Origin of the sequence: Vibrio sp. McD22-P3 (genome assembly GCF_021568915.1) — a bacterium.
Lineage (GTDB): Bacteria > Pseudomonadota > Gammaproteobacteria > Enterobacterales > Vibrionaceae > Vibrio > Vibrio mediterranei.
On sequence record NZ_JAKGTN010000003.1, the window covers coordinates 269,876 to 294,689 of the forward strand.

Annotated in this window: 21 protein-coding genes; 15 read left to right on the plus strand and 6 right to left on the minus strand. The window is 44.5% G+C overall.

Annotation, left to right across the window (positions count from 1 at the left end; genetic code table 11):
• Entirely contained in the window at positions 1-1,707 is a 1,707-nt protein-coding gene (locus L2W36_RS05185; RefSeq protein WP_236109488.1) for an ATP-binding protein, read from the plus strand.
• On the opposite strand, the gene pabB is transcribed toward L2W36_RS05185, so the two are convergent.
• On the minus strand, positions 1,708-3,078 hold the full coding sequence (pabB, locus tag L2W36_RS05190) for an aminodeoxychorismate synthase component I (RefSeq protein WP_236109489.1): 1,371 nt from the start codon (positions 3,076-3,078) through the stop codon (positions 1,708-1,710).
• Between the two features lie 178 nt (positions 3,079-3,256).
• Between pabB and L2W36_RS05195 the strand changes: the two genes are divergently transcribed.
• From L2W36_RS05195 to L2W36_RS05210, 4 genes are all read left to right on the plus strand, one after another.
• Positions 3,257-4,777, plus strand: a complete 1,521-nt coding sequence (locus tag L2W36_RS05195) for a fumarate hydratase (protein WP_038225844.1) — start codon at positions 3,257-3,259, stop codon at positions 4,775-4,777.
• Positions 4,778-4,884: 107 nt separating this feature from the next.
• A complete protein-coding gene (locus tag L2W36_RS05200; RefSeq protein WP_006073687.1) occupies positions 4,885-5,070 on the plus strand; it encodes a hypothetical protein in 186 nt (61 codons plus the stop codon).
• Between the two features lie 114 nt (positions 5,071-5,184).
• Complete coding sequence (locus L2W36_RS05205) at positions 5,185-6,558, plus strand: YcjX family protein (RefSeq protein WP_236109490.1); 1,374 nt, start codon at positions 5,185-5,187, stop codon at positions 6,556-6,558.
• Positions 6,555-7,574: a YcjF family protein gene (locus L2W36_RS05210; protein WP_236109491.1), complete on the plus strand. Its 1,020-nt coding sequence runs from the start codon at positions 6,555-6,557 to the stop codon at positions 7,572-7,574. The genes L2W36_RS05205 and L2W36_RS05210 overlap by 4 nt, the downstream gene beginning before the upstream one ends.
• 69 nt (positions 7,575-7,643) lie before the next feature.
• On the opposite strand, the gene L2W36_RS05215 is transcribed toward L2W36_RS05210, so the two are convergent.
• Positions 7,644-8,264 (minus strand): HAD family hydrolase, encoded by a 621-nt coding sequence (locus L2W36_RS05215; protein WP_124939909.1) that lies wholly within the window; start codon positions 8,262-8,264, stop codon positions 7,644-7,646.
• 52 nt (positions 8,265-8,316) lie between these two features.
• Positions 8,317-9,219 (minus strand): LysR family transcriptional regulator, encoded by a 903-nt coding sequence (locus tag L2W36_RS05220; RefSeq protein WP_038225842.1) that lies wholly within the window; start codon positions 9,217-9,219, stop codon positions 8,317-8,319.
• Between the two features lie 126 nt (positions 9,220-9,345).
• Between L2W36_RS05220 and L2W36_RS05225 the strand changes: the two genes are divergently transcribed.
• Positions 9,346-10,302: an NAD(P)H-dependent oxidoreductase gene (locus tag L2W36_RS05225; protein ID WP_236109492.1), complete on the plus strand. Its 957-nt coding sequence runs from the start codon at positions 9,346-9,348 to the stop codon at positions 10,300-10,302.
• A gap of 32 nt (positions 10,303-10,334) precedes the next feature.
• Here L2W36_RS05225 and L2W36_RS05230 read toward each other — a convergent pair whose 3' ends face one another.
• The gene (locus L2W36_RS05230) at positions 10,335-12,230 is read right to left on the minus strand and encodes a sigma-54-dependent Fis family transcriptional regulator (protein WP_236109493.1); all 1,896 of its coding nucleotides are present in this window, start codon (positions 12,228-12,230) and stop codon (positions 10,335-10,337) included.
• Positions 12,231-12,546: 316 nt separating this feature from the next.
• Here L2W36_RS05230 and L2W36_RS05235 point away from each other — a divergent pair, with 316 nt between their 5' ends.
• From L2W36_RS05235 to L2W36_RS05260, 6 genes are all read left to right on the plus strand, one after another.
• A complete protein-coding gene (locus L2W36_RS05235; protein WP_236109494.1) occupies positions 12,547-13,635 on the plus strand; it encodes an ABC transporter ATP-binding protein in 1,089 nt (362 codons plus the stop codon).
• Positions 13,636-13,641: 6 nt separating this feature from the next.
• Positions 13,642-14,742 carry an ABC transporter ATP-binding protein gene (locus L2W36_RS05240; RefSeq protein ID WP_006073674.1) on the plus strand — a complete coding sequence of 367 codons (1,101 nt, stop codon included), beginning with the start codon at positions 13,642-13,644 and terminating at the stop codon, positions 14,740-14,742.
• Complete coding sequence (locus L2W36_RS05245) at positions 14,742-15,605, plus strand: carbohydrate ABC transporter permease (RefSeq protein ID WP_006073672.1); 864 nt, start codon at positions 14,742-14,744, stop codon at positions 15,603-15,605. The genes L2W36_RS05240 and L2W36_RS05245 overlap by 1 nt, the downstream gene beginning before the upstream one ends.
• Positions 15,606-15,617: 12 nt before the next feature.
• Positions 15,618-16,436 (plus strand): carbohydrate ABC transporter permease, encoded by an 819-nt coding sequence (locus L2W36_RS05250; RefSeq protein ID WP_006073671.1) that lies wholly within the window; start codon positions 15,618-15,620, stop codon positions 16,434-16,436.
• Between the two features lie 11 nt (positions 16,437-16,447).
• Positions 16,448-16,720 carry a DUF2160 domain-containing protein gene (locus tag L2W36_RS05255; protein WP_006073669.1) on the plus strand — a complete coding sequence of 91 codons (273 nt, stop codon included), beginning with the start codon at positions 16,448-16,450 and terminating at the stop codon, positions 16,718-16,720.
• 128 nt (positions 16,721-16,848) lie between these two features.
• Positions 16,849-18,567, plus strand: coding sequence for an ABC transporter substrate-binding protein (locus L2W36_RS05260; protein ID WP_038222822.1), 1,719 nt, complete (start codon positions 16,849-16,851; stop codon positions 18,565-18,567).
• 63 nt (positions 18,568-18,630) lie between these two features.
• Here L2W36_RS05260 and L2W36_RS05265 read toward each other — a convergent pair whose 3' ends face one another.
• On the minus strand, positions 18,631-20,001 hold the full coding sequence (locus L2W36_RS05265; protein WP_062457336.1) for an L-serine ammonia-lyase: 1,371 nt from the start codon (positions 19,999-20,001) through the stop codon (positions 18,631-18,633).
• Between the two features lie 355 nt (positions 20,002-20,356).
• Between L2W36_RS05265 and zwf the strand changes: the two genes are divergently transcribed.
• The 3 genes from zwf to dkgB all read left to right on the plus strand — a co-directional run bounded on the left by zwf (position 20,357) and on the right by dkgB (position 24,389).
• A complete protein-coding gene (zwf, locus tag L2W36_RS05270; protein ID WP_236109495.1) occupies positions 20,357-21,859 on the plus strand; it encodes a glucose-6-phosphate dehydrogenase in 1,503 nt (500 codons plus the stop codon).
• Between the two features lie 95 nt (positions 21,860-21,954).
• Positions 21,955-23,403 (plus strand): decarboxylating NADP(+)-dependent phosphogluconate dehydrogenase, encoded by a 1,449-nt coding sequence (gene gnd, locus L2W36_RS05275; RefSeq protein WP_236109496.1) that lies wholly within the window; start codon positions 21,955-21,957, stop codon positions 23,401-23,403.
• Between the two features lie 179 nt (positions 23,404-23,582).
• Positions 23,583-24,389, plus strand: a complete 807-nt coding sequence (gene dkgB / locus L2W36_RS05280; protein WP_062457339.1) for a 2,5-didehydrogluconate reductase DkgB — start codon at positions 23,583-23,585, stop codon at positions 24,387-24,389.
• Positions 24,390-24,448: 59 nt separating this feature from the next.
• On the opposite strand, the gene L2W36_RS05285 is transcribed toward dkgB, so the two are convergent.
• Positions 24,449-24,796 carry a YajD family HNH nuclease gene (locus L2W36_RS05285; RefSeq protein WP_038225812.1) on the minus strand — a complete coding sequence of 116 codons (348 nt, stop codon included), beginning with the start codon at positions 24,794-24,796 and terminating at the stop codon, positions 24,449-24,451.
• Positions 24,797-24,814 lie beyond the last annotated feature (18 nt).

Below are 24,814 nucleotides of genomic sequence, written 5' to 3' on the forward strand. Positions count from 1 at the left end.
ATGACAAGTAGTTCAGCGATTGAAAGAAAGCTTAAGCGTGAGATAGCAGCGAGGAAAGCGGCTGAGAGTTTGCTCGAGGAAAAGAGTTTAGAATTGTTTAACGCTAACCAACAATTAGAGGTGGCGTTGAAGCAGGTTGAGCAGCGTTCCGAAGCAAGCTTTAAGCGACTTGAATTTCAGCAGCACATTGAACGTATTCTGATTCATTTTGGAAGAACTTTTCTGCGCAGTAACCTTGATGATGTGTTGCTCTCAGATTTAATCAAGCAACTAAGTGAAGCCGCAGAGGGTATTTATTACTGCATTGAACTGACTAATGACTTGATTCCTACCCTCACCAATAATCGCTTCAAATCGTCAATTCAGATCGATGAAAATAGTGATATTCCGATGTTGAAAGCTTCTATTCCGATTCAAGTGGAACAGGAAAACGTTGGAACACTGAAAGTAATGCTCATCGAGGAAGATTTTGACCTCGCCTTTATTGAGAGCCAAATGTCGTTGGTTTGTGAGCTGTTATCGAGTTCGATTACACGGCAATTGATTAACCTTAGATTAGTTAAGTCTAAAGAGCGTGCCGAAGCGTCTGAGCGTTCTACCCGTGAATTTCTTGCAATGATCAATCATGAGTTAAGAACGCCACTAAATGGGTTACTCGGTAGTGTTGAACTGCTTGCTGATACTGACTTAAAAGGAGCTCAACAGGAGTTGCACACTAACTTGAGTCAATCAGGTCAATTACTCAGGTCGATCATCAATGATTTGCTGGACTTTAGTAAAATTGATGCTGGTATGTTGGAGCTAATAGATTCGACGTTCAAGTGGACCAATCTTCAGTCAACGTTGTGCAGCATCTTTGAACATAAAGCTGCAGAGAAGCAAATTGGATTCACTGTTTGCTCGGAAGGGTTCGAAAATAAGAGACTAAAAGGTGACCTAGAACGTCTGACTCAGATATTTGTAAACCTTATTGGTAATGCGATCAAGTTTACCGATGAAGGCAGTGTTAAGGTCACCGTAAGCTTAAAAGACAAAGGGTTTGACTTTTCAGTGGCCGATACCGGAATTGGTATTAGCCAAACAGCTCAAAAGAAACTGTTTCAACCTTTTACTCAAGCAGATCGTTCGAGTTCACGAAATTACGAAGGTACTGGTTTGGGTTTAGCCATTTGTAAAAGGCTTGTTGAGCTAATGGGTGGCTCTATCTCACTCAAAAGTGAAGTAGGGGAAGGAACGACTTTCTTTGGCTTTTTGCCAGTAGGTATTGAAGAAGTAGATGAGAAGGAACGCGTGCAACAAAATCTCGATATCATCGCGCAAGACTTCTCCGCCCTCAAAGTGCTTGTCGTTGATGACATTAAAATGAATCAGGTCGTGATTACTAAAATGCTGAGCAAAGTTGGTATCACTCCTGATCTTGCTGTTAATGGCCTTGAAGCCGTTGAACATGCGACCAATCAGCAATACGACATCATATTCATGGATTGTCGAATGCCAGTGATGGATGGATTTGAAGCAACGAAACGACTACGAGATGCAAGCTACGCCAAACCCATCGTGGCACTAACCGCAGGCACAACACGAGAAGAACGACAAACTTGTTATGATGTGGGTATGGATGACATCTTATCCAAACCTTATACCGCAAAAGACTTGACCCTCACACTCTCCAAATGGGGGCCAAGCTCTGGTTTAGATGCGCTCTGACTAAAGGTTGCCAAGGGTTGGCAAAATTCTACCTAATTTATCGAAGGTTTCTTGATACTCTGCATCACATTCGCTATCGGCGACGATACCGCCACCGGCCCAAGCATAGATTTTACCTTGTTTTGCGATGAGTGTTCGAATGGTAATGCTGGTGTCCATAACGCCATGAGCACTGATGTAGCCAATGCTACCGCAATATACACTGCGAGTGTGAGGTTCTAGTTCCTCAATGATTTCCATGGCTCGTATTTTAGGTGCGCCAGTTATTGAACCTCCGGGGAAACAAGCTCTAAGAAGGTCTGTAGCGCAGTATTCTGGAGCCAATTCACCAGTTACCGTACTTACCAAATGATGAACAGCAGGGAAGCTTTCGATATCAAAAAGCTTAGGCACTTTAACACTGCCTGGAGTTGCTACTCGTCCGATATCATTGCGAAGCAAATCCACAATCATCAAATTTTCTGCCTGATCTTTGGTCGCTGCTTGTAGCTCTTCTGCGTACGCTTTATCTTGTTCCACATCGACTGCTCTCGGTCGAGTACCTTTAATTGGTTTGGTTTCAATACAGTTTTGATGAAGCTGTAAGAAACGCTCAGGGGAAACACTGATTATCGCGCTATCGTTGGTTCGGATAAAGGCACTAAACGGTGCTTGATTCTGGTTGTCCAATAGATTAAATGCCTGCCACTCACTACCAGTATATTGAGCTTGATGTCGTTGCGCTAAGTTAATCTGATAGCAGTCTCCTGCAGAGAGATAGTCTTGCACCGAAAGAAATTTGTCTTGGTATTGTTGTTTGGTCATGTTGGACTGCCAATTCGACACCAACGTAAACGGATCTTCTTGAGGGGAGACCTTACGTTCTAACCATTGCTTATGAAATTCAGGGTTGTTACCTACGATGGCAGCTCGCTGTTCTTGATGGTCAACGACTAATGCCCAATCATAAATACCGATAGACATATCGGCGGCTTGGATGTCGTTTTCTGCTTTTATTGGCAAACGTTCCACTCTGCGTCCTAGATCGTATGCGAAGTAACCAACCGCACCTCCGATGAATGGCCAGTTGGTAGAATCTTTCCTGAAACCAACTAAGTTCTCTATCAAATCATTAACGATGGCAAATGGATCTTGGTCACTTTCTGACACTTCGTCTCCAACCATAACCTTGGTGATAGCCCCAAACGTTTCGACGGTTGCGACCGGTTGAGAAACCAAAATATCAAATCGGCTGTTCTCATGACTGGCGTCTGACGATTTCAGTAGCATTGACCAAGGAAGTTGCTCAATCTCAGCAAACTTGTCTCGGGCTAGGTCTTGGTAATAAGGAAGGTCAACGAATTGAATAGATAGTCTTTCTTTTGTGTTCATTTGCTTAAATTGTGACAGAAACGTTGTCGCACTCATGGCGCATAGTGGAAAGCAAGAGTATCATATTTTCACAATAAAAAGTCGGACAATTATCCCTGAAATTACTGCGGGTTAAGGCGTGGTACAGGTTCAAAGAAAGTTCGTAATTCTGGAAGCTAAAATTATAAAGAGGTATTCAATGGCGGTTATTCGTAAAGAAGATGTGATCAGTAGTGTTGCTGATGCATTGCAATACATCTCGTATTACCATCCCCTCGACTTTGTTCAAGCCCTAGATAAAGCTTATCAAAAGGAAGAAAGCCAAGCGGCAAAAGATGCCATCGCGCAAATTCTCATTAACTCGCGCATGTCCGCAGAAGGTCATCGACCAATTTGCCAAGATACAGGTATCGTTACCTGCTTTGTGAACATTGGTATGAATGTCCAATGGGACTCTGATCTAACTGTTCAAGAGATGATCGATGAAGGCGTTCGTCAAGGTTATACCAACCCTGATAACCCGTTGCGTGCATCTGTGCTAAAAGATCCAGCAGGTAAGCGTATTAACACCAAAGACAATACGCCAGCTGTGGTTCATATCAATATGGTGCCAGGGGATAAAGTTGAAATTCAAATCGCAGCGAAAGGCGGCGGTTCTGAAAACAAAACCAAAATGGTCATGCTTAATCCATCTGACGACATCGCAGAATGGGTAGAGAAAACCTTACCTACTATGGGGGCAGGTTGGTGTCCACCAGGTATGTTGGGTATAGGTATTGGCGGTACGGCTGAGAAAGCGGCAGTACTTGCAAAAGAATCTTTGATGGAGCATATCGATATTCAAGAGCTTATCGAACGTGGTCCTTCTAATGCAGAAGAAGAGCTTCGCCTTGATATCTTTAACCGTGTCAACAAACTGGGCATTGGTGCTCAGGGTTTGGGCGGCTTAACGACCGTTGTCGATGTTAAAATCAAAACCGCACCAACTCACGCAGCTTCTAAGCCTGTGTGTATGATTCCAAACTGTGCAGCAACCCGTCACGTTCACTTCACTCTCGATGGAACCGGCCCAGCAGAGCTTACGCCACCAAAATTGGAAGAGTGGCCAGATATTACATGGGAAGCTGGCGAAAATACTCGTCGAGTGAATCTTGACACTATCACCAAAGAAGACGTTCAAGAGTGGAAAACAGGTGAGACTCTATTGCTCTCTGGGAAAATTCTGACAGGTCGTGATGCAGCGCACAAACGTATTCAAGGGATGTTGGAGAGTGGTGAAGGTTTGCCAAAAGGTGTCGACTTTAAAGGCAAATTTATCTACTACGTCGGTCCAGTAGACGCCGTTGGCGATGAAGCGGTAGGACCGGCTGGCCCAACAACATCAACTCGTATGGATAAATTTACTGACATGATGCTGTCTGAAACTGGACTAACTGGCATGATTGGTAAAGCGGAGCGTGGTCCTGCGGCGATTGAGTCTATCAAAGAGCACAAGGCTGTGTACTTAATGGCTGTTGGCGGTGCGGCATATTTGGTAGCTAAGGCGATTAAGAAAGCCAAAGTGGTTGCGTTTGAAGACTTAGGTATGGAAGCTATTTACGAGTTTGAAGTAGAAGATATGCCTGTGACGGTCGCGGTAGATTCAAGCGGAGCGAATGCTCACCAAATTGGTCCAGATACGTGGAAAGTTAAGATAGCGGAAGCAGAAAAAGTTTCTTAATCCGCTTAGAAAAAGTGGGTGTGTGAACGCATACTCACTTTTTTTTATCTATAATTCAGGCGTATACTAAAAAACATACTAGAAAAAGAACCAAGGAGAGAGCAACAATGCCTCGATTCATACAAATATTACAAATTGCGTTATTGCTAGTAGTGGGATTTTTCGTTGGCTACGATTTAATACTGCACGGTATCAGCATCTTTAATGAAAAATACGTCACCATGGCTTGTGTGCTGACGGTTCTGTTGGAAATCGCACTGTTCGTCATTTATAAGTTAATTGAAGACGATTAGGACGCTCTCAAAGTTTCACGTAAACCCCTGAATATTTTCAGGGGTTTTTTGTTCATGTTTCGTTAATCTCGTATAGTGCAAACTTATCCCATTAGTTTTATTGGAGTACGTTAAATGAGCCGAATTGGTCAAGAAGTATCTGATCTTCTGCATCGTAGTATGGACTCTCATGTTCGAATTGCCGTGACGGGTTTGTCGCGAGCAGGTAAAACGGCGTTCATCACTTCACTGGTTAATCAACTGTTGCATACCTCTACACACGAGAATTTACCTCTGTTGGACTGTGCTAGAGATGGACGATTGATCGGTGCCAAGCGTGTCCCGCAGTCTAACTTAATGGTTCCACGTTTTGCTTATGATGACGCGATGAGTCAACTGCATGCAATGCCACCAAGTTGGCCTGAGCCTACGCGCGATGTAAGTGAGATACGATTGGCGGTTAAGTATAAGCCAGCAAAAGGGGCGAAACGCTTAATTAGCAAAACGTCGACTCTGTATATTGATGTCATTGATTATCCGGGAGAGTGGTTACTCGATTTACCACTACTCGATTTGACCTTTGAGCAGTGGAGTGAGTTGCAGTTTGAGAATCTAACGGGTATTCGCCGCGAATGTGCCCAAGACTGGCTGACTAAGCTTGAGCAGTTTGATGCCACTGGAGAAGAAAACGAAAAGCAAATAGCCGACATTTCCGAGAGCTTTACTCAATATCTGTATGCCTGCAAAGAGCGTGGATTACATTGGGTGCAACCAGGACGCTTTGTTCTTCCGGGTGAATTAAAAGGCGCACCAGTACTGCAGTTTTTCCCTTGTCAGGCTCCGTCAGACAAAGTCGCTAAGGCGAGCGGTTATGCGATGCTCAAGCGCCGCTATGAAGAGTATCAAACCAAAGTGGTGAAGCAATTCTACAAGAATCACTTTGCGACATTTGATCGTCAGATTGTGCTGGTGGATTGTTTACAGCCACTCATGGCAGGCTCAGAAGCGTTTCATGATATGAAAGATGCGCTGCAACAAATTATGAAGAGTTTCCGCTATGGACAATCTAGCTTACTACGTCGCTTGTTCTCTTCACGAATAGATAAAATTTTGTTTGCCGCCACAAAGGCTGATCATGTCACGCCAGATCAGCACAACAACTTAGTGAGCTTGTTACAGCAAATGGTACATCCAGCGTGGCAAGATACTGCGTTCGAAAATATAGAAATGAGCTGCATGAGCGTCGCTTCCATCAGAGCGACCGAAGCAGGATTTGTAGGTAAAGGAAATGAGAGCAGTGCTGCGCTAAGAGGAACGACCTTGAATAATGAAACCATGACCTTGTATCCCGGTGATGTGCCAGCCCGCCTCCCAAAGGCTGAGTATTGGAAAAACAATCAGTTTGAGTTTACCTCATTTAGACCGCTTGAAACGGCGGTTGACGAACCTTGCGGGCATATTCGACTTGATAAAGCACTGCAGTATTTGATTGGAGATAAACTTCGATGAGTGATATCAAAGGTAGAAAAGTCTTCACTGAGGATACTTCCGAAATAGAATCTTCAGTGGATATAAACAGCCAAAAGCTGTTTGAACCAGAACAGGCGTTCATACCTGTTGAACATGAAGCAAATGATCAACAGGACGAGCTAGAGCTTGAAAGAGTAGTCAAAGGAAGCAGCAAAAAAGGCTGGATTGCCACTACTTTATTAACGGCATTTGCAGGCTTAGTTGGTTGGCAAGCGATAGATAACGTCGTGACTGCTGCCAATACCGGAAACTGGTTGTCTTTAGGTTGGTCAGGCTTGATTACCGCAGTAGCGGCAATGGGTATTGGGGCGTTTGGTAAGGAGCTGTATAAGCTTCGCAAACTGAAAGACCACTTTTCGGTTCAGGAACAGGCCGAAGCACTGATTGCCAACGATGGAGTGGGGCAGGGTGAGAAATTCTGTCAAAAGCTAGCTGATGAGGCGGGGATACAACCTGAAAACCCTTCGTTTGACCGCTGGAAGAACAGTATTCACAGTGCGCATAGTGATGCTGAAGTGCTAAATATGTACCAGTCCATGGTACTGAAAGAGCAAGATAAACAAGCACTGGCTGCAGTGTCGAAGTTATCGGGGGAAGCGGCAATTTTGGTGGCTCTGAGTCCATTGGCTATTGCTGACATGCTTCTCATCGCTTGGCGTAATTTCCGAATGATCGACAAATTATCAGAGGTTTACGGCGTAGAGTTAGGTTACTGGTCAAGACTTAAGTTGTTCAAACTCGTATTAATGAACATTGCATTAGCGGGTGCCAGTGAACTTGCCATTGAATCAAGTGCGGATATATTGTCGATGAACTTGGCAGAAAAACTTTCAGCCCGAGCTGGACAAGGCCTTGGTGTGGGGCTACTAACAGCTCGTTTGGGTTTGAAAACGATCAGTCTTATGCGACCAATCCCGTTTCCAAATGAAGAGCGTCCAAAACTGGGTTCAATTCGTAAGTCTGTATTGGAAAGTTTGAAGAGCAAGCTTAGTTAAGCGTTTGTTCATTTGAATCAACTGAAATAGTAACGGCAGTTCTTGTCACGAGAACTGCCGTTATTCGTCTTAAAACTCTAAACCCAATTCTCGAAGTGCATTCTCCGCTTGTTGTGCGTCGCTGAACTGAATGGCATGCAGTCCACATTGCACTGCGCCGTCGACGTTGTATGGCATGTCATCCAAAAATACGGTCTCTTCCGCGATAAGATTGTTGCTGTTGAGTAGCGACTGATAAATGTCAGCAGAGGGTTTGAGTACACCCAACTCAGCCGATACGGTAGCAGCTTCGAATAGTGGCCAGAAGTCATAACGATGCTTTAAGTGCTCGACAATTTCATGGACGTTGTCCGTTAAAGCATAAATGTTGTAGCTGGCTTGTTTCAGGCGCTTAATGAGATCGACCGTACCAAAAATCTGAATTTGGGTTTCTTTGATGTAGTAGAAGAGTCTCTCACACTCAGCCTCAGATAGCCCCAATGCAGTTTGATATTCTTCTTGTGCTTGATGTTCGGTCAATAGGCCCTTGTTAAGTGCCATCCAAATATCATGTTGAAAAATAGCTTTAGCCTTTTGCTCTGCTTCATGAGCACTATACCCAAATGTTAGTCGGACGATCTCAACGGGAGACCAGCGAACAATCACGTTGCCAACGTCGAAGACCACGTTGCGAATTTTACTTGTGTTCAATTTGATACCTCGTAGTAGGGACAATGTATCCATGAAAAGAGCCGCCATCTAGTTATAGCTGCTTGGTTTTTTCTATCAAAAAATCAATCAATACACGTACACGTTTAGCCTTTTGTGTGTTTTTATGAAAGTAGACATAAAGTCCAGAATATGGGTACCAATAGTCTTCTAAAATTGGTACTAGTTGCTTTTGGGCGATATGTGATTGAATCATAGGTTCGACAAGTCTGCCTATTCCCAAACCTTTTATGGCAGCATCTACCATTAAGTTCGTGTCATTAACAACCATGGAGGTAGGCATCTCCACCGAAAGCATCTCTCCCTGTTTGTTTAGCAATAGAGGTGCAATTTTGTTTGATGAGATGAATCGATACTGTATCAGCTTGTGATGTTTCAAATCATCTGGGCATGATGGTTGTCCATAGTGTTCTATATAGGCAGGGGACGCAAAAAAGGCTTCTTTCATAGAAGTCGTAAGTGGTCGAGCGACCATGCCTTCTTCCACTTTATCACCAAAGCGGATGCCAAGATCAAAGTTCTCGTTAAGTATGTCGATTGTGGCGTCAGAAACTGAAATTTCTAGTTGTATATGAGGGTATTGCTGACAGAATTCCGCGTAAATGGGCTCGATTAAATACTGATAGACAAAGCGTGGCATGGTGACGCGAACCGTGCCAGTGGGTTCTCGGCTTAAATCGCTGACACTTTCGAAAGCCAAACTCAACTCGGAAATAGAATGCAAGGTGCGTTCATGCAGTAATCTACCTGCTTCAGTGACTTCAATGCGTCGTGTTGTACGTGTAAACAACGGTAGACCTAATTCTTGCTCTAAAGCTTTCAACGCATTGCTGACTGAAGGAGGTGCCATTTCGAGCTTCTTAGCCGCTCTGGTAATGCTACCTTCCTGAACGATCGTATTAAATACAATCAGTTGGTTGAATATTGTTCCGTTCATGATTAGGACCTAATACTATTATTAGCTTTAAACTAATAATTATTTAGCTAAAAGTCATCTAAAAATTATCAATGATACTGATTACACTACTCACATGTTAAGTCAGTAACCGATGAGAAAGTCATTATGAGCCAGGTTTTAGTTATTTCAGGTCATCCAAATTTGGACGCGTCAAATACCAATAAAGTTATTTTGAACCAATTAAGTGATCATTTTGATGACATTGAAGTGCGTCAACTAGACCGTTTATACCCTAACTATCAGATCGATGTAGAGGCAGAGCAAGCGGCTTTAGTGAAAGCTGACGTTGTTGTACTGCAGTTTCCGTTCTACTGGTACTCCATTCCTGCGTTGCTGAAAAAATGGATTGATGATGTATTCAGCTATAACTTTGCTTATGGCGCTAAAGGCGACAAGTTAAAAGGCAAAGATTTGGTGCTATCGTTCACAATCGGTGGTCCTGAGGAGTCTTATACCCCGCTTGGCTATAACCATTTCTCAATTGAAGAGTTGTTAAAACCTTTAGAGCAAACCGCTTATCTTGCAGGAATGAATTACGTTAAGCCAATTTACACTCATAGCATGGTTTACATTGCAGGCGTGTACAACACACTGGAGGAGGTAGAAACTCGTGCTAGGAGTCATGCTGACCGCTTGCAAACGAGGATTGAAGACCTTATCCAATCACCAGAAAACCGTATTAGTAAGTTTGTGACTCAATGGTTCGCCCAGTTTGATGAACTTCCTGAGTCGACTGATGATTTTACGCGTTGTTTAAGCGCGGATATCAAATGGTCAGCGCCAGAAGGAACATTTTCAGGTCATGATGGGTTTAGAGATTGGTATTCTATCGTTAAGCGCACCTTTAAACCGGATTGTCATCATCAAATCGAGCAAATAGAAGTGCGTAGAGAAGACAATAATTACGCAGTCGAACTCAGAATACGCTTACTTGCAGACACCTATCCCGAGTCAACGCTACGTGGTGAAGGCATTAACTTGCTGGTTAACGAAGTTTGGAAAGTAAGCTTGGATGACACCAGAATCACAATTCATGATTATCATGTCGATCCAGTGAGTTAATATAAAAACAATCCAAGTGGAGCAAGGGAAGCTTATCTTAACCCTTGCTCTCTTAGGCGTTTGTATAATGTATTGCGACTGACATTAAGCGCCTTTGCAGTTGCCGAAATATTCCTTCCACATTCCTCATAAATATCAAGCCACTCTTGATTGTTTGATACTTGCTCTGTGACCTGTTCAACCAAATTTGGGGCGGCTGATAAGTCTGATGCGGTAGCGCCCAATATAGGTTGAATCGGCGCACTTTCATAAGGTTTGAGGTCATTTATGAAGTCATCAGGTAAGTGTTCTGAGGTGATGGTTTCATCGCCCGCCATGGCGGCTGCAATTTGAATCACGCTAACCATTTGTCTGATATTGCCAGGCCAAGGGTGTTGTTTGAACATCGCCAATACTTCCACGCTTAGATTTGGTACCTCGTTGCCGTATGCGTATTTTCTTAGAATGAATCGGATCAGAGCCTCTTTATCCGTTCGTTCCCTCAAAGCAGGGAGCGTGATGTTAAGACCTGTTACTCGATAATAGAGATCTTGGCGAAACGTACCGCGCTCTACGTCAGCTTTTAGGTTCCGGTTGGTTGCGGAAACTAACTTAAAATCAACTGGGTAAGAGGTTGTGGAACCAAGTGGCGTCACCTTGCGCTCTTGCAGTACTCGAAGCAGTCGAGCTTGAACATTTATCGGCATGTCGCCAAGTTCATCGAGAAACAGTGTTCCTTTATCGGCTTTTCTAATTAATCCCACATAGCCTTTAGTATGAGCACCGGTAAATGCCCCTTTCTCGTATCCAAACAGCTCGGATTCAACCAGTTCAGACGGAATAGCGGCACAGTTTACTGCAATGAGTGGGGCGTGACTGCGTCTACTTGATTGGTGCAGTGCGTTAACAAAAACTTCTTTACCCACCCCGGTTTCGCCATGGATCAAAATGGGTATATCGGTATCAAGGATTCGACTTGCTTGATTAATCGCTTTCGCCAATCTTGGGTCACCGGTATTTAACTGTTCTAAATCAAGTGGTCTGTCCGTTGGAGCAGCTATATCTGTGGTTTGTGGTGCCAACCTAAAATCGAGTTGACGACCTTTTGGAATCGTTGGAGGTATGGTCAAGCCAAAATAATTAGACTGGCTACGAGAAGTTAGAGGAAATGGCGTAAAAGGAGGGTGCGATAGCACTTGCTCCATCTTTACATCGAACAATTGTTCCAAACGCTGCAGCGCAAGATTCTGACCAAGTACCACTTCAGCGCGACGATTGGCTGAAACAATAATGCCTTCATCGTTAAACACCAACAATGAAGACCATTGACTATCAATGTTTTCAGGAGAAGTATTGAACCAAAATAGGTGATGGGTCGCTTGAAATCGACTAGCTATTAATTGGTTCTCAATGGCCTGTGACATCAGTTTTACCATACCAAGTGTATGAGAAGAGGGCATATAAGCGTCACTTGATATCGACAAAACGCCCGTCATTCTTCTGTCTGCATCAAACAAAGGTGCTGCGGAACCTGCCATAAATCGGTTTGAACTAAGAAAGTGTTCATCGTGAAAAACTTGCACAATGGAGCCCGTCTCTAAAGCCGTGCCTATGGCGTTCGTGCCAATTAACTGTTCCTTCCATTGCACGCCATTTTGAAAGACTTGTGGTTGATGTTGGGTAAAAAACCGTTGTTCTCCCCAGCTATTCAAGACCTGGCCTTTAGTATTTGCCAAGGTAATGAGGCAGTTACTGTTTGCCAATAAACTGTCGTAAAACGGCAACACTTTTTGTTGTGTCGTTTCTATTAAACCGGAGTGCTCTTCTGTTGTTCTCGCCAGTGAGGAGCCTGTCTCCATCTCTATAATGGGAGCACTGCTGTGTGACAACCCGGCTTCTCTACATCGTTGCCAAGAGTTTTTAATGATCGTGCTGTGTTTACTGTTCATTTCTACGACCAGCCAAATTAGAGTCAAAATACTAAAAGCGCGTTTGCGAACAAAGATTGTTCACCAATTGCTCAATAAACATATCATTGCCCTGAACAGTTTGAACACATTTAGTTAACAAATGTTACTTGGATCATAAAACGTTTTTGTAGGATAAGTGCTTTCTTTCTATGGGGTTAGCGTTTAAAACTACGCTCATTCAATAGTTTATCGTATGTCTTGTAATTAAATTGTTACAATTTTCGCAAGTTGGCACGACTCTAGCAATTATGAGCAATATCGAAAACGACATTGTTCGAGATGAAAGGAGTTTTTAGTGTCATTAACACTTGAGCAGGTAAGCAAAATAGTCGACGGCGAGCATCACATATCCGACGTGAACCTCACCTTTGAAGCAGGATCGTTTAACGTTTTGCTTGGGCGAACACTCGCAGGTAAAACCTCATTGATGAGATTGATAGCAGGTTTGGACAAACCCACGTCAGGACGAATTCTGGTTAACGGCGTTGATGTAACAGGGGTTTCGGTAAGAGAGCGAAACATCTCGATGGTTTACCAGCAATTTATCAATTATCCCAATCTGACGGTATTTGAAAACGTCGCTTCTCCGCTGCGACTTGCTGGTACACCCGAAAAAGAAATCATCGATCGTGTGCACGCGACAGCAGACATGCTTCGCATTACTGAACATCTAAAAAAGCACCCATTAGAACTTTCTGGTGGTCAACAGCAAAGAACCGCAATGGCTAGAGCATTGGTCAAAGATGCTGAAATTATTTTGTTCGACGAGCCCCTGGTGAACTTAGACTACAAGCTTCGCGAGGAACTGCGTCAGGAAATGCGTGAGTTGTTCAAAACCCGTCACACGATCGCTATCTACGCTACTACAGAGCCTAACGAAGCTCTAGCACTTGGCGGAACGACAACCATTCTCCATGAGGGCAAGGTCATCCAGTCAGGTCCGACCGCGGAGGTATATCACACCCCAGATTGCGTGACCTCAGCCACTCTGTTTAGTGAGCCTCCTATTAACTTACTAAAAGGTGACGTTACTGAAAGTGAAGTCACGTTTGATCAAAGTGCTCACTTCCCGCTTAACCAGTCGTTAAGCAAGCTTGAAAAGGGTAGCTACAAGTTTGGTATTCGACCTAGTCATCTTAGCTTGTTACCGAAAAACGACGACGATGTTGAGCTGACGGTTCAAGTGGAAGTCGCCGAAATTAGTGGCTCAGAGACATTTCTTCATGTTCGTAATGCGCATTTTGAGTTGGTGCTTCACTTGGCTGGCGTTCACAGCTATGAAGTGGACGAAACCATCAAAATCTACATTCCAATCCACAAATTCTATGTATTCGGTATGGACGAAAAACTGATTCATGCTCCGATTAATGATGTGAGAGGTTAGTCAGTCATGGTCCAAATTACACTCAATTCACTGGCTCATACTTATGACAAACAGCCAAGCGAGTCGTCGCTGTATGCCATTAAAGAAATGAACCACGTTTGGAAACAAGGTGGAGCATACGCGTTATTAGGTCCATCGGGCTGCGGAAAATCGACACTACTCAACATTATTTCTGGGCTCATGAGTCCTTCGCAAGGTGAAGTGCTTTTCGATGACATGAAAGTGAATGAACTGCGCCCTCAGGATAGAAATATTGCTCAGGTTTTCCAGTTTCCGGTGATATACGACACTATGACGGTGTACGACAACTTAGCGTTTCCGCTGCGAAATATGAAGGTACACAAAGCTAAAATTCATTCCAAAGTGACGGAAATTGCCGAAATTCTCGAGCTGACTGCCGTGCTGAACAAAAAAGCAAAACACCTTACTGCGGATGAAAAGCAAAAGGTGTCGATGGGAAGAGGGCTGGTTCGTGATGATGTCTCGGCGATTCTATTTGACGAACCACTAACGGTTATCGACCCGCAGCTGAAGTGGAAACTAAGACGCAAGCTTAAGCAGATCCACCAACAGTTCAATATCACCATGATTTACGTGACCCATGACCAACTGGAAGCGTCGACGTTCGCAGATGAAATTGCCGTTATGTACAACGGGCAAATTGTGCAATTCGGTACACCAAGAGAGCTATTCGAAACCCCTAACCATACCTTTGTCGGCTACTTCATTGGCAGTCCTGGAATGAATCTAATGGAAGTGACACCAACTGAGGTTGGAGTGCGATTTGATGATGTCGATGTGCCGTTGTCGTCAAGTTATCGAGACGCTATTGCAAAGGCATCGAGTAACAATATCAAGATTGGAATAAGACCGGAATTTGTTCATGTATGGGAGAAAGAAAACCCTTCTGCTTTAAAAGCACAGGTATTGCATGTTGAAGATTTGGGTACCTACAAAATTCTCACTTTAAAGCTGGGTGAACAGCACATCAAAGCACGCCTTCAAGAAGACCAACATGTACCTAAAAGTGTCGCGTACATCAGCTTTCCAGAGCAATGGACAATGCTCTATGTCGATGAATTCTTAGTTAATGTAGGAGGCCACTAATGGACAAGGCAGTCAACAACAAGGCATGGTTTCTAGTTCTTCCGGTTTTTGCCTTGGTGGCTTTTAGTGCCATCGTGCCATTGATGACGGTAGTGAACTACTCGCTACAAGATATCTTTGACGCTAATACCGCCTACTTCGTTGGAACGGAGTGGTATCGAGAAACGTTAAATGATGAACGACTACACGGAGCGTTGCTGCGTCAGTTTGGATTTACGTTTACGGTGCTGATGATTGAAGTTCCCCTTGGGATTATTGTGGCACTCACCATGCCAACCAAAGGCAAGTGGTCGGTGTTTTGCCTAATCGTATTGGCTATTCCATTGCTTATCCCACTTAACGTCGTGGGGACTATCTGGCAGATCTTTGGTCGTGCGGACATTGGCTTATTTGGTTGGGCTCTAAACGGGCTTGGTGTTGATTATAACTATGCAGGTAACCCGGTCGATGCTTGGTTGACTGTGATTCTGATGGACGTATGGCACTGGACGTCACTCATCGCTTTGCTGTGTTATTCAGGTCTGCGCGCTATTCCGGATGCCTACTATCAAGCGGCCAATATTGATCGCGCCTCTACATGGTCAATCATCCGTTACATTCAGCTTCCAAAGTTGAAGAGCGTGTTATTGATTGGTGTGTTAGTGCGCTTCATGGACAGCTTTATGATTTACACCGAACCCTTTGTGCTTACTGGAGGGGGGCCAGGTAACTCAACCACGTTCTTAAGCCAAACCTTAACCAAGATGGCCATCGGACAATTTGATATTGGTCCTGCTGCGGCTTTCTCCATCATTTACTTCTTGATCATATTACTCGTCAGTTGGGTGTTCTATACCGCGATGACGCACGGTGAGAATAAATAAAGGGATTTAACCATGACGAAGTCAAAATACACACGCTATACCCAAATTGTCGGCTTAGCACTTTATATCATCTGTTTGATGCTGCCGATTTATTGGCTGCTCAATATGTCGTTTAAAGAAAACCAAGAGATATTGGGAAGCCTAAGCTTCTGGCCAGAAAACTGGACATTTAAAAACTATCAGACCATTTTCTCCGACCCTAGTTGGTATATGGGATACGTCAATTCCATCATCTATGTAGTAATGAATATGTGTATTACGCTAGCAGTGGCTCTGCCTGCAGCGTATGCCTTTTCACGCTACAAATTTGTCGGCGATAAACACTTGTTTTTCTGGCTGCTGACCAACCGAATGTCACCGCCTGCAGTATTTCTGTTGCCGTTCTTCCAGTTGTATTCATCGGTAGGCCTGTTCGACACCCATATTGCGGTCGCGCTCGCTCACTGTTTATTTAACGTGCCGTTGGCGGTTTGGATCCTTGAAGGCTTTATGTCAGGTGTTCCAAGGGAAATCGATGAAACCGCCTATATCGATGGTTACAGCTTTCCAAAGTTCTTTATGAAGATATTTCTGCCAATGATCCGTTCCGGTATTGGTGTGACGGCGTTTTTCTGCTTCATGTTCAGCTGGGTTGAGTTGCTGCTTGCTCGAACACTTACATCAGTTGATGCCAAGCCTATTTCTGCGGTGATGACGCGAACCGTCAGTGCCTCGGGGATAGATTGGGGCGTGTTAGCTGCGGCCGGGGTACTGACTATCGTACCGGGCATTCTTGTCATTTGGTTTGTTCGCAACCACGTTGCGAAAGGTTTTGCACTGGGTCGAGTTTAAGGAGACACATTATGGCTTGGATGGCATGGACGACTCCGTCTGCACTGTTTTTTATTGGCATCGCACTGATTTTGTTAACGATGACCATTGCTGAAATTAAAGCGCCATGTATTGAGCGCAAAGGGTTTCTCCCAATCAGTACAACACGGGGAGACCGACTGTTTATTGGCTTGCTGAGTTCAGCCTATATACACCTTGGGTTTGTGGGACTAACGGAGCTCTCTATTTGGGTGCCGTTTGCGATTTCCACGGTTTGGATTTTGACCGTTTTAAAATGGGGGTAATAAAAACTTTCACCGATAAGTGCCTAACCATGCTCAACATGTTGTATTTGGCTTCAATGCCATAGGGCTCGCTTAGGTGTGACTAATAACGTACGAAACAAAACACTCATAATTGGAGTAAAACAATAATGAAAAAGGATATGAAGAAGTCTTATCTTACCCGCTGCGTTGCTTTGTCTATTGCATTCGCAGCACTCTCGCCAAACGCGTTTGCCGATATGGACGCGGCTAAAAAGTGGATGAGTGAAGAGTTCACTCCGACGACGTTGACCGCTGATGAGCAAGCGAAAGAGATGCAGTGGTTTATTGATGCTGCCAAACCTTTCAAAGGCATGGAAATCAACGTTGCTTCGGAAACCATCACCACCCACGAATATGAAGCAAAAGTTCTTGCTAAAGCGTTCTATGAGATAACCGGCATCAAAGTGAATCACGATTTGATTCAAGAAGGTGACGTGGTAGAAAAGCTGCAAACGCAAATGCAGACAGGTCGCAATATCTACGACGGCTATATCAATGATTCAGACTTGATCGGAACCCACATTCGATACGGAAAAGTGGTACCAATCTCTGATTTTATTGAAGGTGACGGTAAGAGTGTGACTAACCCATATTTGGATCTTCCCGACTTCATTGGCTTGGATTTCACCACAGGTCCTGACGGTAAGATTTACCAGCTGCCAGATCAGCAGTTTGCGAACCTATATTGGTTCCGTGCAGACTGGTTTGAGCGTGACGATCTTAAAGCCAAGTTTAAGAAGGAATACGGTTACGAGCTAGGAGTGCCACTTAACTGGTCTGCATACGAAGACATTGCAGAATTCTTTAGTGAGAAGGTGAAAATGATCGATGGCGAACGTGTCTACGGTCATATGGACTACGGCAAAAAAGACCCATCACTAGGTTGGCGTTTCACTGACTCGTGGTTCTCCATGGCTGGTGCGGGTGATAAAGGGATTCCTAATGGTTTGCCAGTTGATGAGTGGGGGATTCGTGTAGAAGGTTGTAGCCCTGTCGGTTCCGATGTGGCTCGCGGCGGTGCGACAAATGGTCCAGCGGCAGTGTATGCGACCACCAAGTATGTGGATTGGCTAAAGCAATATGCGCCACCTGAAGCCCAAGGGATGACGTTTGGCGAAGCAGGTCCGGTTCCCGCACAAGGTTCTATCGCGCAGCAGATCTTTTGGTATACCGCGTTTACTGCTGACATGACCAAGCCAGGGCTACCTGTAGTTAATGAAGATGGCACACCGAAATGGCGTATGGCTCCATCACCTCGTGGCCCATACTGGGAAGATGGCATGAAGCTTGGTTATCAAGATGCGGGCTCGTGGACATTCCTAAACAGTACGCCAGTGGATCGTCGTCAAGCCGCTTGGTTGTATGCTCAGTTTGTCGTGTCTAAGTCTGTGAGCTTGAAGAAAACACTGGTTGGTTTGACGCCAATTCGTGAGTCAGACATTAACTCTCAAGCGATGACAGATGCTGCTCCTAAGCTGGGTGGTTTGGTTGAGTTCTACCGCAGTGATGCACGTAAACAGTGGACCCCAACTGGTACCAACGTGCCAGACTATCCAAAACTTGCACAGCTATGGTGGCAATATGTTTCTGAAGCGGCAAGTGGAGAAAAAACACCACAAGAAGCTCTGGACGGCCTAGCAGCAGCTCAAGACAAAGTGCTTAAGCGTCTAGAAAGAAGTGGTGCTCAGGGTGATTGTGGTCCAAAACTGAATCCTAAGAAGGATCCAGAATATTGGTTATCACAACCAGGAGCACCTAAAGCTAAGCTCGCTAATGAGAAACCTCAAGGCAAGACTATCGCTTACAAAGACTTAATCGCGCAGTAATATCGTTAAGTTGTTCATCAATAAAGGCGACCTCTGGTCGCCTTTATTTGTTTACTTGCACATTTATTCACAAGGCGGGGCCAAATGAATTAGCGCCAATCCACCTTGCGAGGTTTCACGGTACTTCTTATTCATATCCTTGCCCGTCTGATACATAGTATCGATGACTTTATCTAAAGAGATGAGACACTTACTGGTTCGCTTAAGCGCCATGCGCGAAGCATTGATTGCCTTCATCGCACCCATGGCATTGCGTTCGATACAAGGGACTTGAACCAAACCGCCGATAGGGTCGCAGGTCATACCGAGTGAGTGCTCCATGGCAATCTCTGCTGCGATACACATTTGCTCGTTACTACCACCTCGTAGTGCGGTTAGGCCAGCTGCTGCCATGGATGATGATACGCCTACCTCTCCTTGACAGCCCACTTCAGCACCGGAAATGGAGGCGTTGGTTTTGTAGAGGATACCGATGGCTCCGGAAACCGCTAAAAAGTCTTTGAGCTGTTTGGTATCAAGCTCTTTAATAAAACGATGGTAGTACATTAATACGGCTGGAATAACCCCCGCAGCCCCGTTTGTCGGAGAGGTGACCACTTGACCGCCCGCCGCATTCTCTTCACTTACGGCAAAGGCAAACAAGTTGATCCAATCCATAATTTCCATCGGATCATTTTCGATGGCGGCGTTTGCTTCCAGCTTTTTCAGTAGATTAGGAGCACGACGGGTGACGTTTAGCCCGCCATCCAAGATACCTTCAGTTTCAAAACCACGCTCCATACAACGCAACATGACTCGCCAAATCTGCTCGGCTTTATCATTGATGTCTTCAAGATCTTTGAACGCTAATTCATTGCGAAGTACCATACCACCGAGGCTCATGCCGTGTTCTTCTGCTAGCTCTAACATTTCGTCAGCGCTGCTAAACGGGAATTCGACACTGACGTCTTCTTCGTCTTTACCATTTTGCAATTCATATTCTGTGGCAATAAAGCCGCCGCCGATGGAATAGTAAGTCTCAAAGCCAATGCGCTCACCTTGTTTATCAAACGCAGAGATGGTCATGCCATTTTCATGTAGAGGTAGATTGTCTTCATGAAACAGCATGTCCGTTTTGTAGTTAAACGGAATATGGTGAGTGCCTGAGAGAGGTAATACGCCATCTTCGATAGCATTTCTCATCGCTTGGTTTGCGCTCGAAATCTTAATAGTGTCAGGTTTGTTGCCCAACAAGCCTAAAATAGTGGCACGATCGGTGTGGTGACCGATGCCTGTCAACGACAGGGAACCGTAGAGATCGACTTGAATCCGGTTTACTTTAGTCAGTTGGTCTGCGATTAACTCAGTGAAACTATGCCCAGCGATCATTGGACCATTGGTATGGGAACTGGAAGGGCCAACCCCGATTTTGTAAATCTCAAATATTGAAAGCATGCACACATTCTCTTCTATTGGTCGCTTTGAGTGTTGGTTGACGATTATGTCGAGAACAAAAGCGTATTTTTTAACGTTATGTTTACATTATATTGGATTGTGCCATAACTAATGAAGTTATGTGGTCCAATTTTGTAACCAAGCTAGAAGATTCTGCGATAATTGACTGGTAGAAGAAACTTTATATGCGCTAGTTTTCTTAAAGCAGGGGTGGTGAATGAGATGACTGGTCAGATGTCATATATCCAACGAATTTACCTATCTTTCTTATAGGCAAAACTTATTTTCTTTTTCTCTAGCACGCTGTTAACATTGCGTCCGCTAAACAATTGCCCCCATTGTCTAAGGAAAAAAGATGGTAATACCTGAAAACAGCAGCATCGTGATTTTTGGTGCTTCAGGCGACCTTACTTATCGTAAGTTGATCCCTGCACTTTACCATTTGTATGCTAGCGACCAGCTACCTAAATCTTTCGCAATTCTTGGTGTAAGCCGCACTCAATACAGCGACGAATCATACCGAGAAAAGCTAAAACACTCCCTTCAGGAGATGGAAAAAACAGAACCTGAAACACTAGAAGCCTTCTGTAATCATCTTCACTATCAAGCCATTGATACTTCTGATACTCAAGACTACGCGAAACTGGCAACCCGCCTTGATGATGTTGCTAACCAATATGGTTTCGAGCAACGTAATACGCTTTTCTATTTGGCGACACCGCCAAGCCTTTATAGCATTATTCCTGCAAGTCTGGCGGCTCACGGCCTCAATGATGAAGCTGATGGCTGGAAGCGTTTGATCATCGAAAAACCATTTGGTTATGACCTAGCGTCTGCGCGCCAATTGGACAAAGAAATTCACGAGCATTTCCAAGAGCATCAAATCTATCGTATCGACCATTATCTGGGTAAAGAAACGGTACAAAACCTATTGGTTTTACGTTTCTCAAATGCCATGTTCGAGCCACTTTGGAATCACCAGTATGTCGACTATGTTGAGATCACAGGTGCCGAGTTCCTTGGTGTAGAAGAGCGCGGTGGCTACTACGATTGTTCTGGCGCGGTACGTGATATGTTCCAAAACCACTTATTGCAAGTGTTAGCAATGGTCGGTATGGAATCTCCAGCTCAAATTAACGCTGACGCTATTCGTAACGAAGTAGTTAAAGTGCTGCAGTGTTTGCGTCCTCTTTCTGATGAAGACCTGCGTAACAACCTTGTACTCGGGCAGTACACGGAATCTAACGTACGTGGTCAATTCCTACCGGGCTATCGCAACGAGCATGGTGTTGCTGACGACTCTCGCACGGAGACTTACGTTGGCTTGAAAATGTTTATCGACAACTGGCGTTGGAACGGTGTTCCTTTTTATGTTCGTACAGGTAAACGATTGCCGACACGTGTGACAGAGGTAGTGATTCACTTTAAACAAACGCCGCACCCAGTGTTTGGTAAAGATGCGCCAGAGAATAAGCTGATCATCCGTATTCAACCGGATGAGGGCATTCAAATGAGCTTTGGTTTGAAAGAACCAGGAGCTGGTTTCAATGCAAAAGAAGTAAAAATGAATTTCCATTACGCATCACTGCAAGAGACACAGATGCTTACAGCTTATGAGCGTCTATTACTTGATGCACTTAATGGTGATGCTACGCTGTTCGCACGTAGCGATGCAGTTGAGGCATGTTGGGAATTTGTTCAACCAATTCTGGACTACAAGCAAGATCCGCAATCCCTGTTTGGTTATGCGTGTGGTACTTGGGGTCCACAAGAGTCAGATCAGCTACTACATAATGATGGTCGCGCGTGGCGCTTCCCATGTAAAAACCTGACTGATACCGATTACTGCGAACTGTAATCACAAATAATGTCGAGCTAGGAGAGCTGCACAACTTGGCTCGACGAAAAGATTTCAAAGCAGCAAGTTAAGTTGCCGAATTGATGGAGAGAACAATGAAAGGTGATATTGGTGTAATTGGTCTGGCGGTAATGGGTCAGAACCTTATCCTAAACATGAATGACCACGGCTTTAAAGTAGTGGCTCACAACCGTACTGCTGCAAAAGTTGACGAGTTTCTGGAAGGTCCAGCAAAAGGCACGAACATTGTTGGTGCATACTCGCTAGAAGAACTCGTTGAGAAGCTAGAAACGCCACGCAAAGTGATGCTAATGGTACGTGCTGGTGATGTTGTAGATAAGTTCATCGAAGCGCTAGTACCACTACTAGACAAAGGCGACATCATCATTGATGGCGGTAACACAAACTACCCAGACACAAACCGTCGCGTTGCTGAGCTACGTGAAAAAGGTATCCACTTTATCGGTACTGGCGTTTCTGGTGGTGAAGAAGGCGCTCGTTTTGGACCTTCAATCATGCCAGGCGGCGCAGTTGAAGCTTGGGAAGCAGTTAAGCCTATCTTCCAAGGTATCTCTGCGAAAACTGATGCTGGCGAGCCTTGCTGTGACTGGGTTGGTAACGATGGTGCAGGTCACTTCGTTAAGATGGTTCACAACGGCATCGAATACGGCGACATGCAGTTGATTACTGAAGCGTACCAGTTCATGAAAGACGGTCTAGGTATGTCTGCAGATGAAATGCAGGCTGTATTTGCAGATTGGAACAAGACAGAACTAGACAGCTACCTAGTAGAAATCACCGCTGACATTCTTGGTTACAAAGATGAAGACGGTGAGCCACTCGTAGAGAAGATCCTTGATACTGCAGGCCAAAAAGGTACGGGTAAATGGACAGGTATCAACGCACTAGACCTTGGTATTCCTCTAACGCTTATCTCTGAGTCTGTATTCTCTCGTTGTCTATCTGCTCTTAAAGACCAACGTGTTGAAGCTGAATCTCTATTCGGCAAGACTATTACTCCAGTAGAAGGCGATAAGCAAGAGTGGGTTGATGCACTGCGCCAAGCACTACTTGCATCTAAGATCATTTCTTACGCTCAAGGTTTCATGCTAATGCGTGAAGCGTCAAACGAGAACGGTTGGGATCTAAACTACGGTAACGTAGCATTAATGTGGCGTGGTGGTTGTATCATCCGTTCTGCATTCCTAGGTAATATTCGTGATGCTTACGAAGCGAACCCAGATATCGCATTCCTAGGCTCAGATGATTACTTCAAAAACATCCTACAAGGCAGCCTAGCGGCATGGCGTAAAGTAGCAGCGAAATCTCTAGAAGCGGGCATCCCAATGCCATGTACAATTTCAGCGCTATCTTTCCTAGACGGTTACACAACAGCACGTTTACCAGCTAACCTGCTTCAAGCTCAACGAGACTACTTTGGTGCTCACACTTATGAGCGTACTGACCGTCCACGTGGTGAGTTCTTCCACACAAACTGGACTGGTACAGGCGGTAACACGGCTTCAACGACTTACGACGTGTAATTCGTTATTAAACTAACAAAAAGCCTCGCACAGTTTGCGAGGCTTTTTTTGTTCCAATAGATTTTCGATAATATTATAACTATATAGTTTTAGAGTTGGCGCACACTCTGCTTTTTTTATTTGTAGTACCTTGTAATTAGTACTGTAATTAAATGCATAACCAACTCAAAGGAGAAGCTATGTCTCTTTCTATTCCAACTCTTGGCGCCGGTACTTTTCGCTTAAAGGGCGACGATGCTTATAAGTCCGTTGAAATGGCTTTGAATGCTGGCTATCGCCACATCGATACCGCTCAAATTTACGGCAACGAAAAAGAAGTGGGGCAAGCGATAGCGGATTCTGGAATTCCTCGTCAGGAGCTTTTTGTAACGACCAAAATCTGGATGGATAAGCTAGGGAAAGCGTCTTTTCTACCTAGTTTGCATGAGAGCTTGAAAGATCTTCAGGTAAACTATGTGGATCTGCTTCTTATTCATTGGCCACTTAAAGATGAAGCAGTGCCAATGGCTGAGTATTTACAACAACTTAAGCAAGCTCAAGACGATGGACTCGCTCGTCATATTGGCGTGTCTAATTTCACTGTTGCGCAAATGGAGAAAGCAATTGAGATCTTAGGTGACAATGTGCTTTATACCAATCAGGTCGAAGTGCACCCATACCTGCAGAACCAACGCGTAGTGGATTACTGCCGTCAACACAAGATGATTGTGACTGGTTACATGCCTTTTGCGTATGGGGATGTACTTAAAGATGGTTCAATTAAACATATTGCTGAAAAACATCGAGCGACGCCTGCTCAAATCGTATTGGCTTGGATGGCTAAATGCGGATTTGTGACGATTCCATCATCGACTAAGCAAACGAATATCGAGAGTAATTTAGCGTATGTTCACGTTAAATTAGACGATGAAGATATGGAGAGTATTTCGAAACTGGATAGAGGTCATCGATTAGCCAATCCAGACTTCGCTCCTGAGTGGGACTAAGTTTCGACTGGGTGAAAACAAACGTCAGGGTAACCCCTGACGTTTTTCGTTTAATGCGCTTACTTTTTCTTCATCATATTTGCTAAGTCTGCAAACGGATTATGCGTAGCGGCCTGATGGTTATCTTCTCCTGGTTTTACCTCGCTACCGTATAAATCGTGCTCAGTATATTTTGAGTGCTCATGATCATGACAGTACAAACACAGAAGTTCCCAATTACTCCCGTCTTCAGGGTTATTCGTGTGGTCATGATCTTTGTGATGGACCGTTAGCTCTCTCAGGTTTGAGTAAACAAACTCCCTAGCGCAGCTTCCACATACCCACGGATAAAGCTTAAGGGCTTTCTCACGGTAATCGCTCTCTTTTCGTGCGTAGGCTGCACTGGTTCCAAAGTAGTCTGAAGACATATCGATCCTTTCATCGTA

Coding starts and splice junctions, on each gene's coding strand:
- L2W36_RS05210 (WP_236109491.1), top strand. CDS start 6,555: ATGAGTGATATCAAAGGTAGAAAAGTCTTCACTGAGGATACTTCCGAA.
- L2W36_RS05245 (WP_006073672.1), top strand. CDS start 14,742: ATGGACAAGGCAGTCAACAACAAGGCATGGTTTCTAGTTCTTCCGGTT.
- L2W36_RS05220 (WP_038225842.1), bottom strand. CDS start 9,219: ATGAACGGAACAATATTCAACCAACTGATTGTATTTAATACGATCGTT.
- gnd (WP_236109496.1), top strand. CDS start 21,955: ATGAAAGGTGATATTGGTGTAATTGGTCTGGCGGTAATGGGTCAGAAC.
- L2W36_RS05225 (WP_236109492.1), top strand. CDS start 9,346: ATGAGCCAGGTTTTAGTTATTTCAGGTCATCCAAATTTGGACGCGTCA.
- L2W36_RS05200 (WP_006073687.1), top strand. CDS start 4,885: ATGCCTCGATTCATACAAATATTACAAATTGCGTTATTGCTAGTAGTG.
- L2W36_RS05250 (WP_006073671.1), top strand. CDS start 15,618: ATGACGAAGTCAAAATACACACGCTATACCCAAATTGTCGGCTTAGCA.
- L2W36_RS05260 (WP_038222822.1), top strand. CDS start 16,849: ATGAAAAAGGATATGAAGAAGTCTTATCTTACCCGCTGCGTTGCTTTG.
- L2W36_RS05230 (WP_236109493.1), bottom strand. CDS start 12,230: ATGAACAGTAAACACAGCACGATCATTAAAAACTCTTGGCAACGATGT.
- pabB (WP_236109489.1), bottom strand. CDS start 3,078: ATGAACACAAAAGAAAGACTATCTATTCAATTCGTTGACCTTCCTTAT.
- L2W36_RS05240 (WP_006073674.1), top strand. CDS start 13,642: ATGGTCCAAATTACACTCAATTCACTGGCTCATACTTATGACAAACAG.
- L2W36_RS05265 (WP_062457336.1), bottom strand. CDS start 20,001: ATGCTTTCAATATTTGAGATTTACAAAATCGGGGTTGGCCCTTCCAGT.
- L2W36_RS05285 (WP_038225812.1), bottom strand. CDS start 24,796: ATGTCTTCAGACTACTTTGGAACCAGTGCAGCCTACGCACGAAAAGAG.
- dkgB (WP_062457339.1), top strand. CDS start 23,583: ATGTCTCTTTCTATTCCAACTCTTGGCGCCGGTACTTTTCGCTTAAAG.
- L2W36_RS05185 (WP_236109488.1), top strand. CDS start 1: ATGACAAGTAGTTCAGCGATTGAAAGAAAGCTTAAGCGTGAGATAGCA.
- zwf (WP_236109495.1), top strand. CDS start 20,357: ATGGTAATACCTGAAAACAGCAGCATCGTGATTTTTGGTGCTTCAGGC.
- L2W36_RS05205 (WP_236109490.1), top strand. CDS start 5,185: ATGAGCCGAATTGGTCAAGAAGTATCTGATCTTCTGCATCGTAGTATG.
- L2W36_RS05195 (WP_038225844.1), top strand. CDS start 3,257: ATGGCGGTTATTCGTAAAGAAGATGTGATCAGTAGTGTTGCTGATGCA.
- L2W36_RS05255 (WP_006073669.1), top strand. CDS start 16,448: ATGGCTTGGATGGCATGGACGACTCCGTCTGCACTGTTTTTTATTGGC.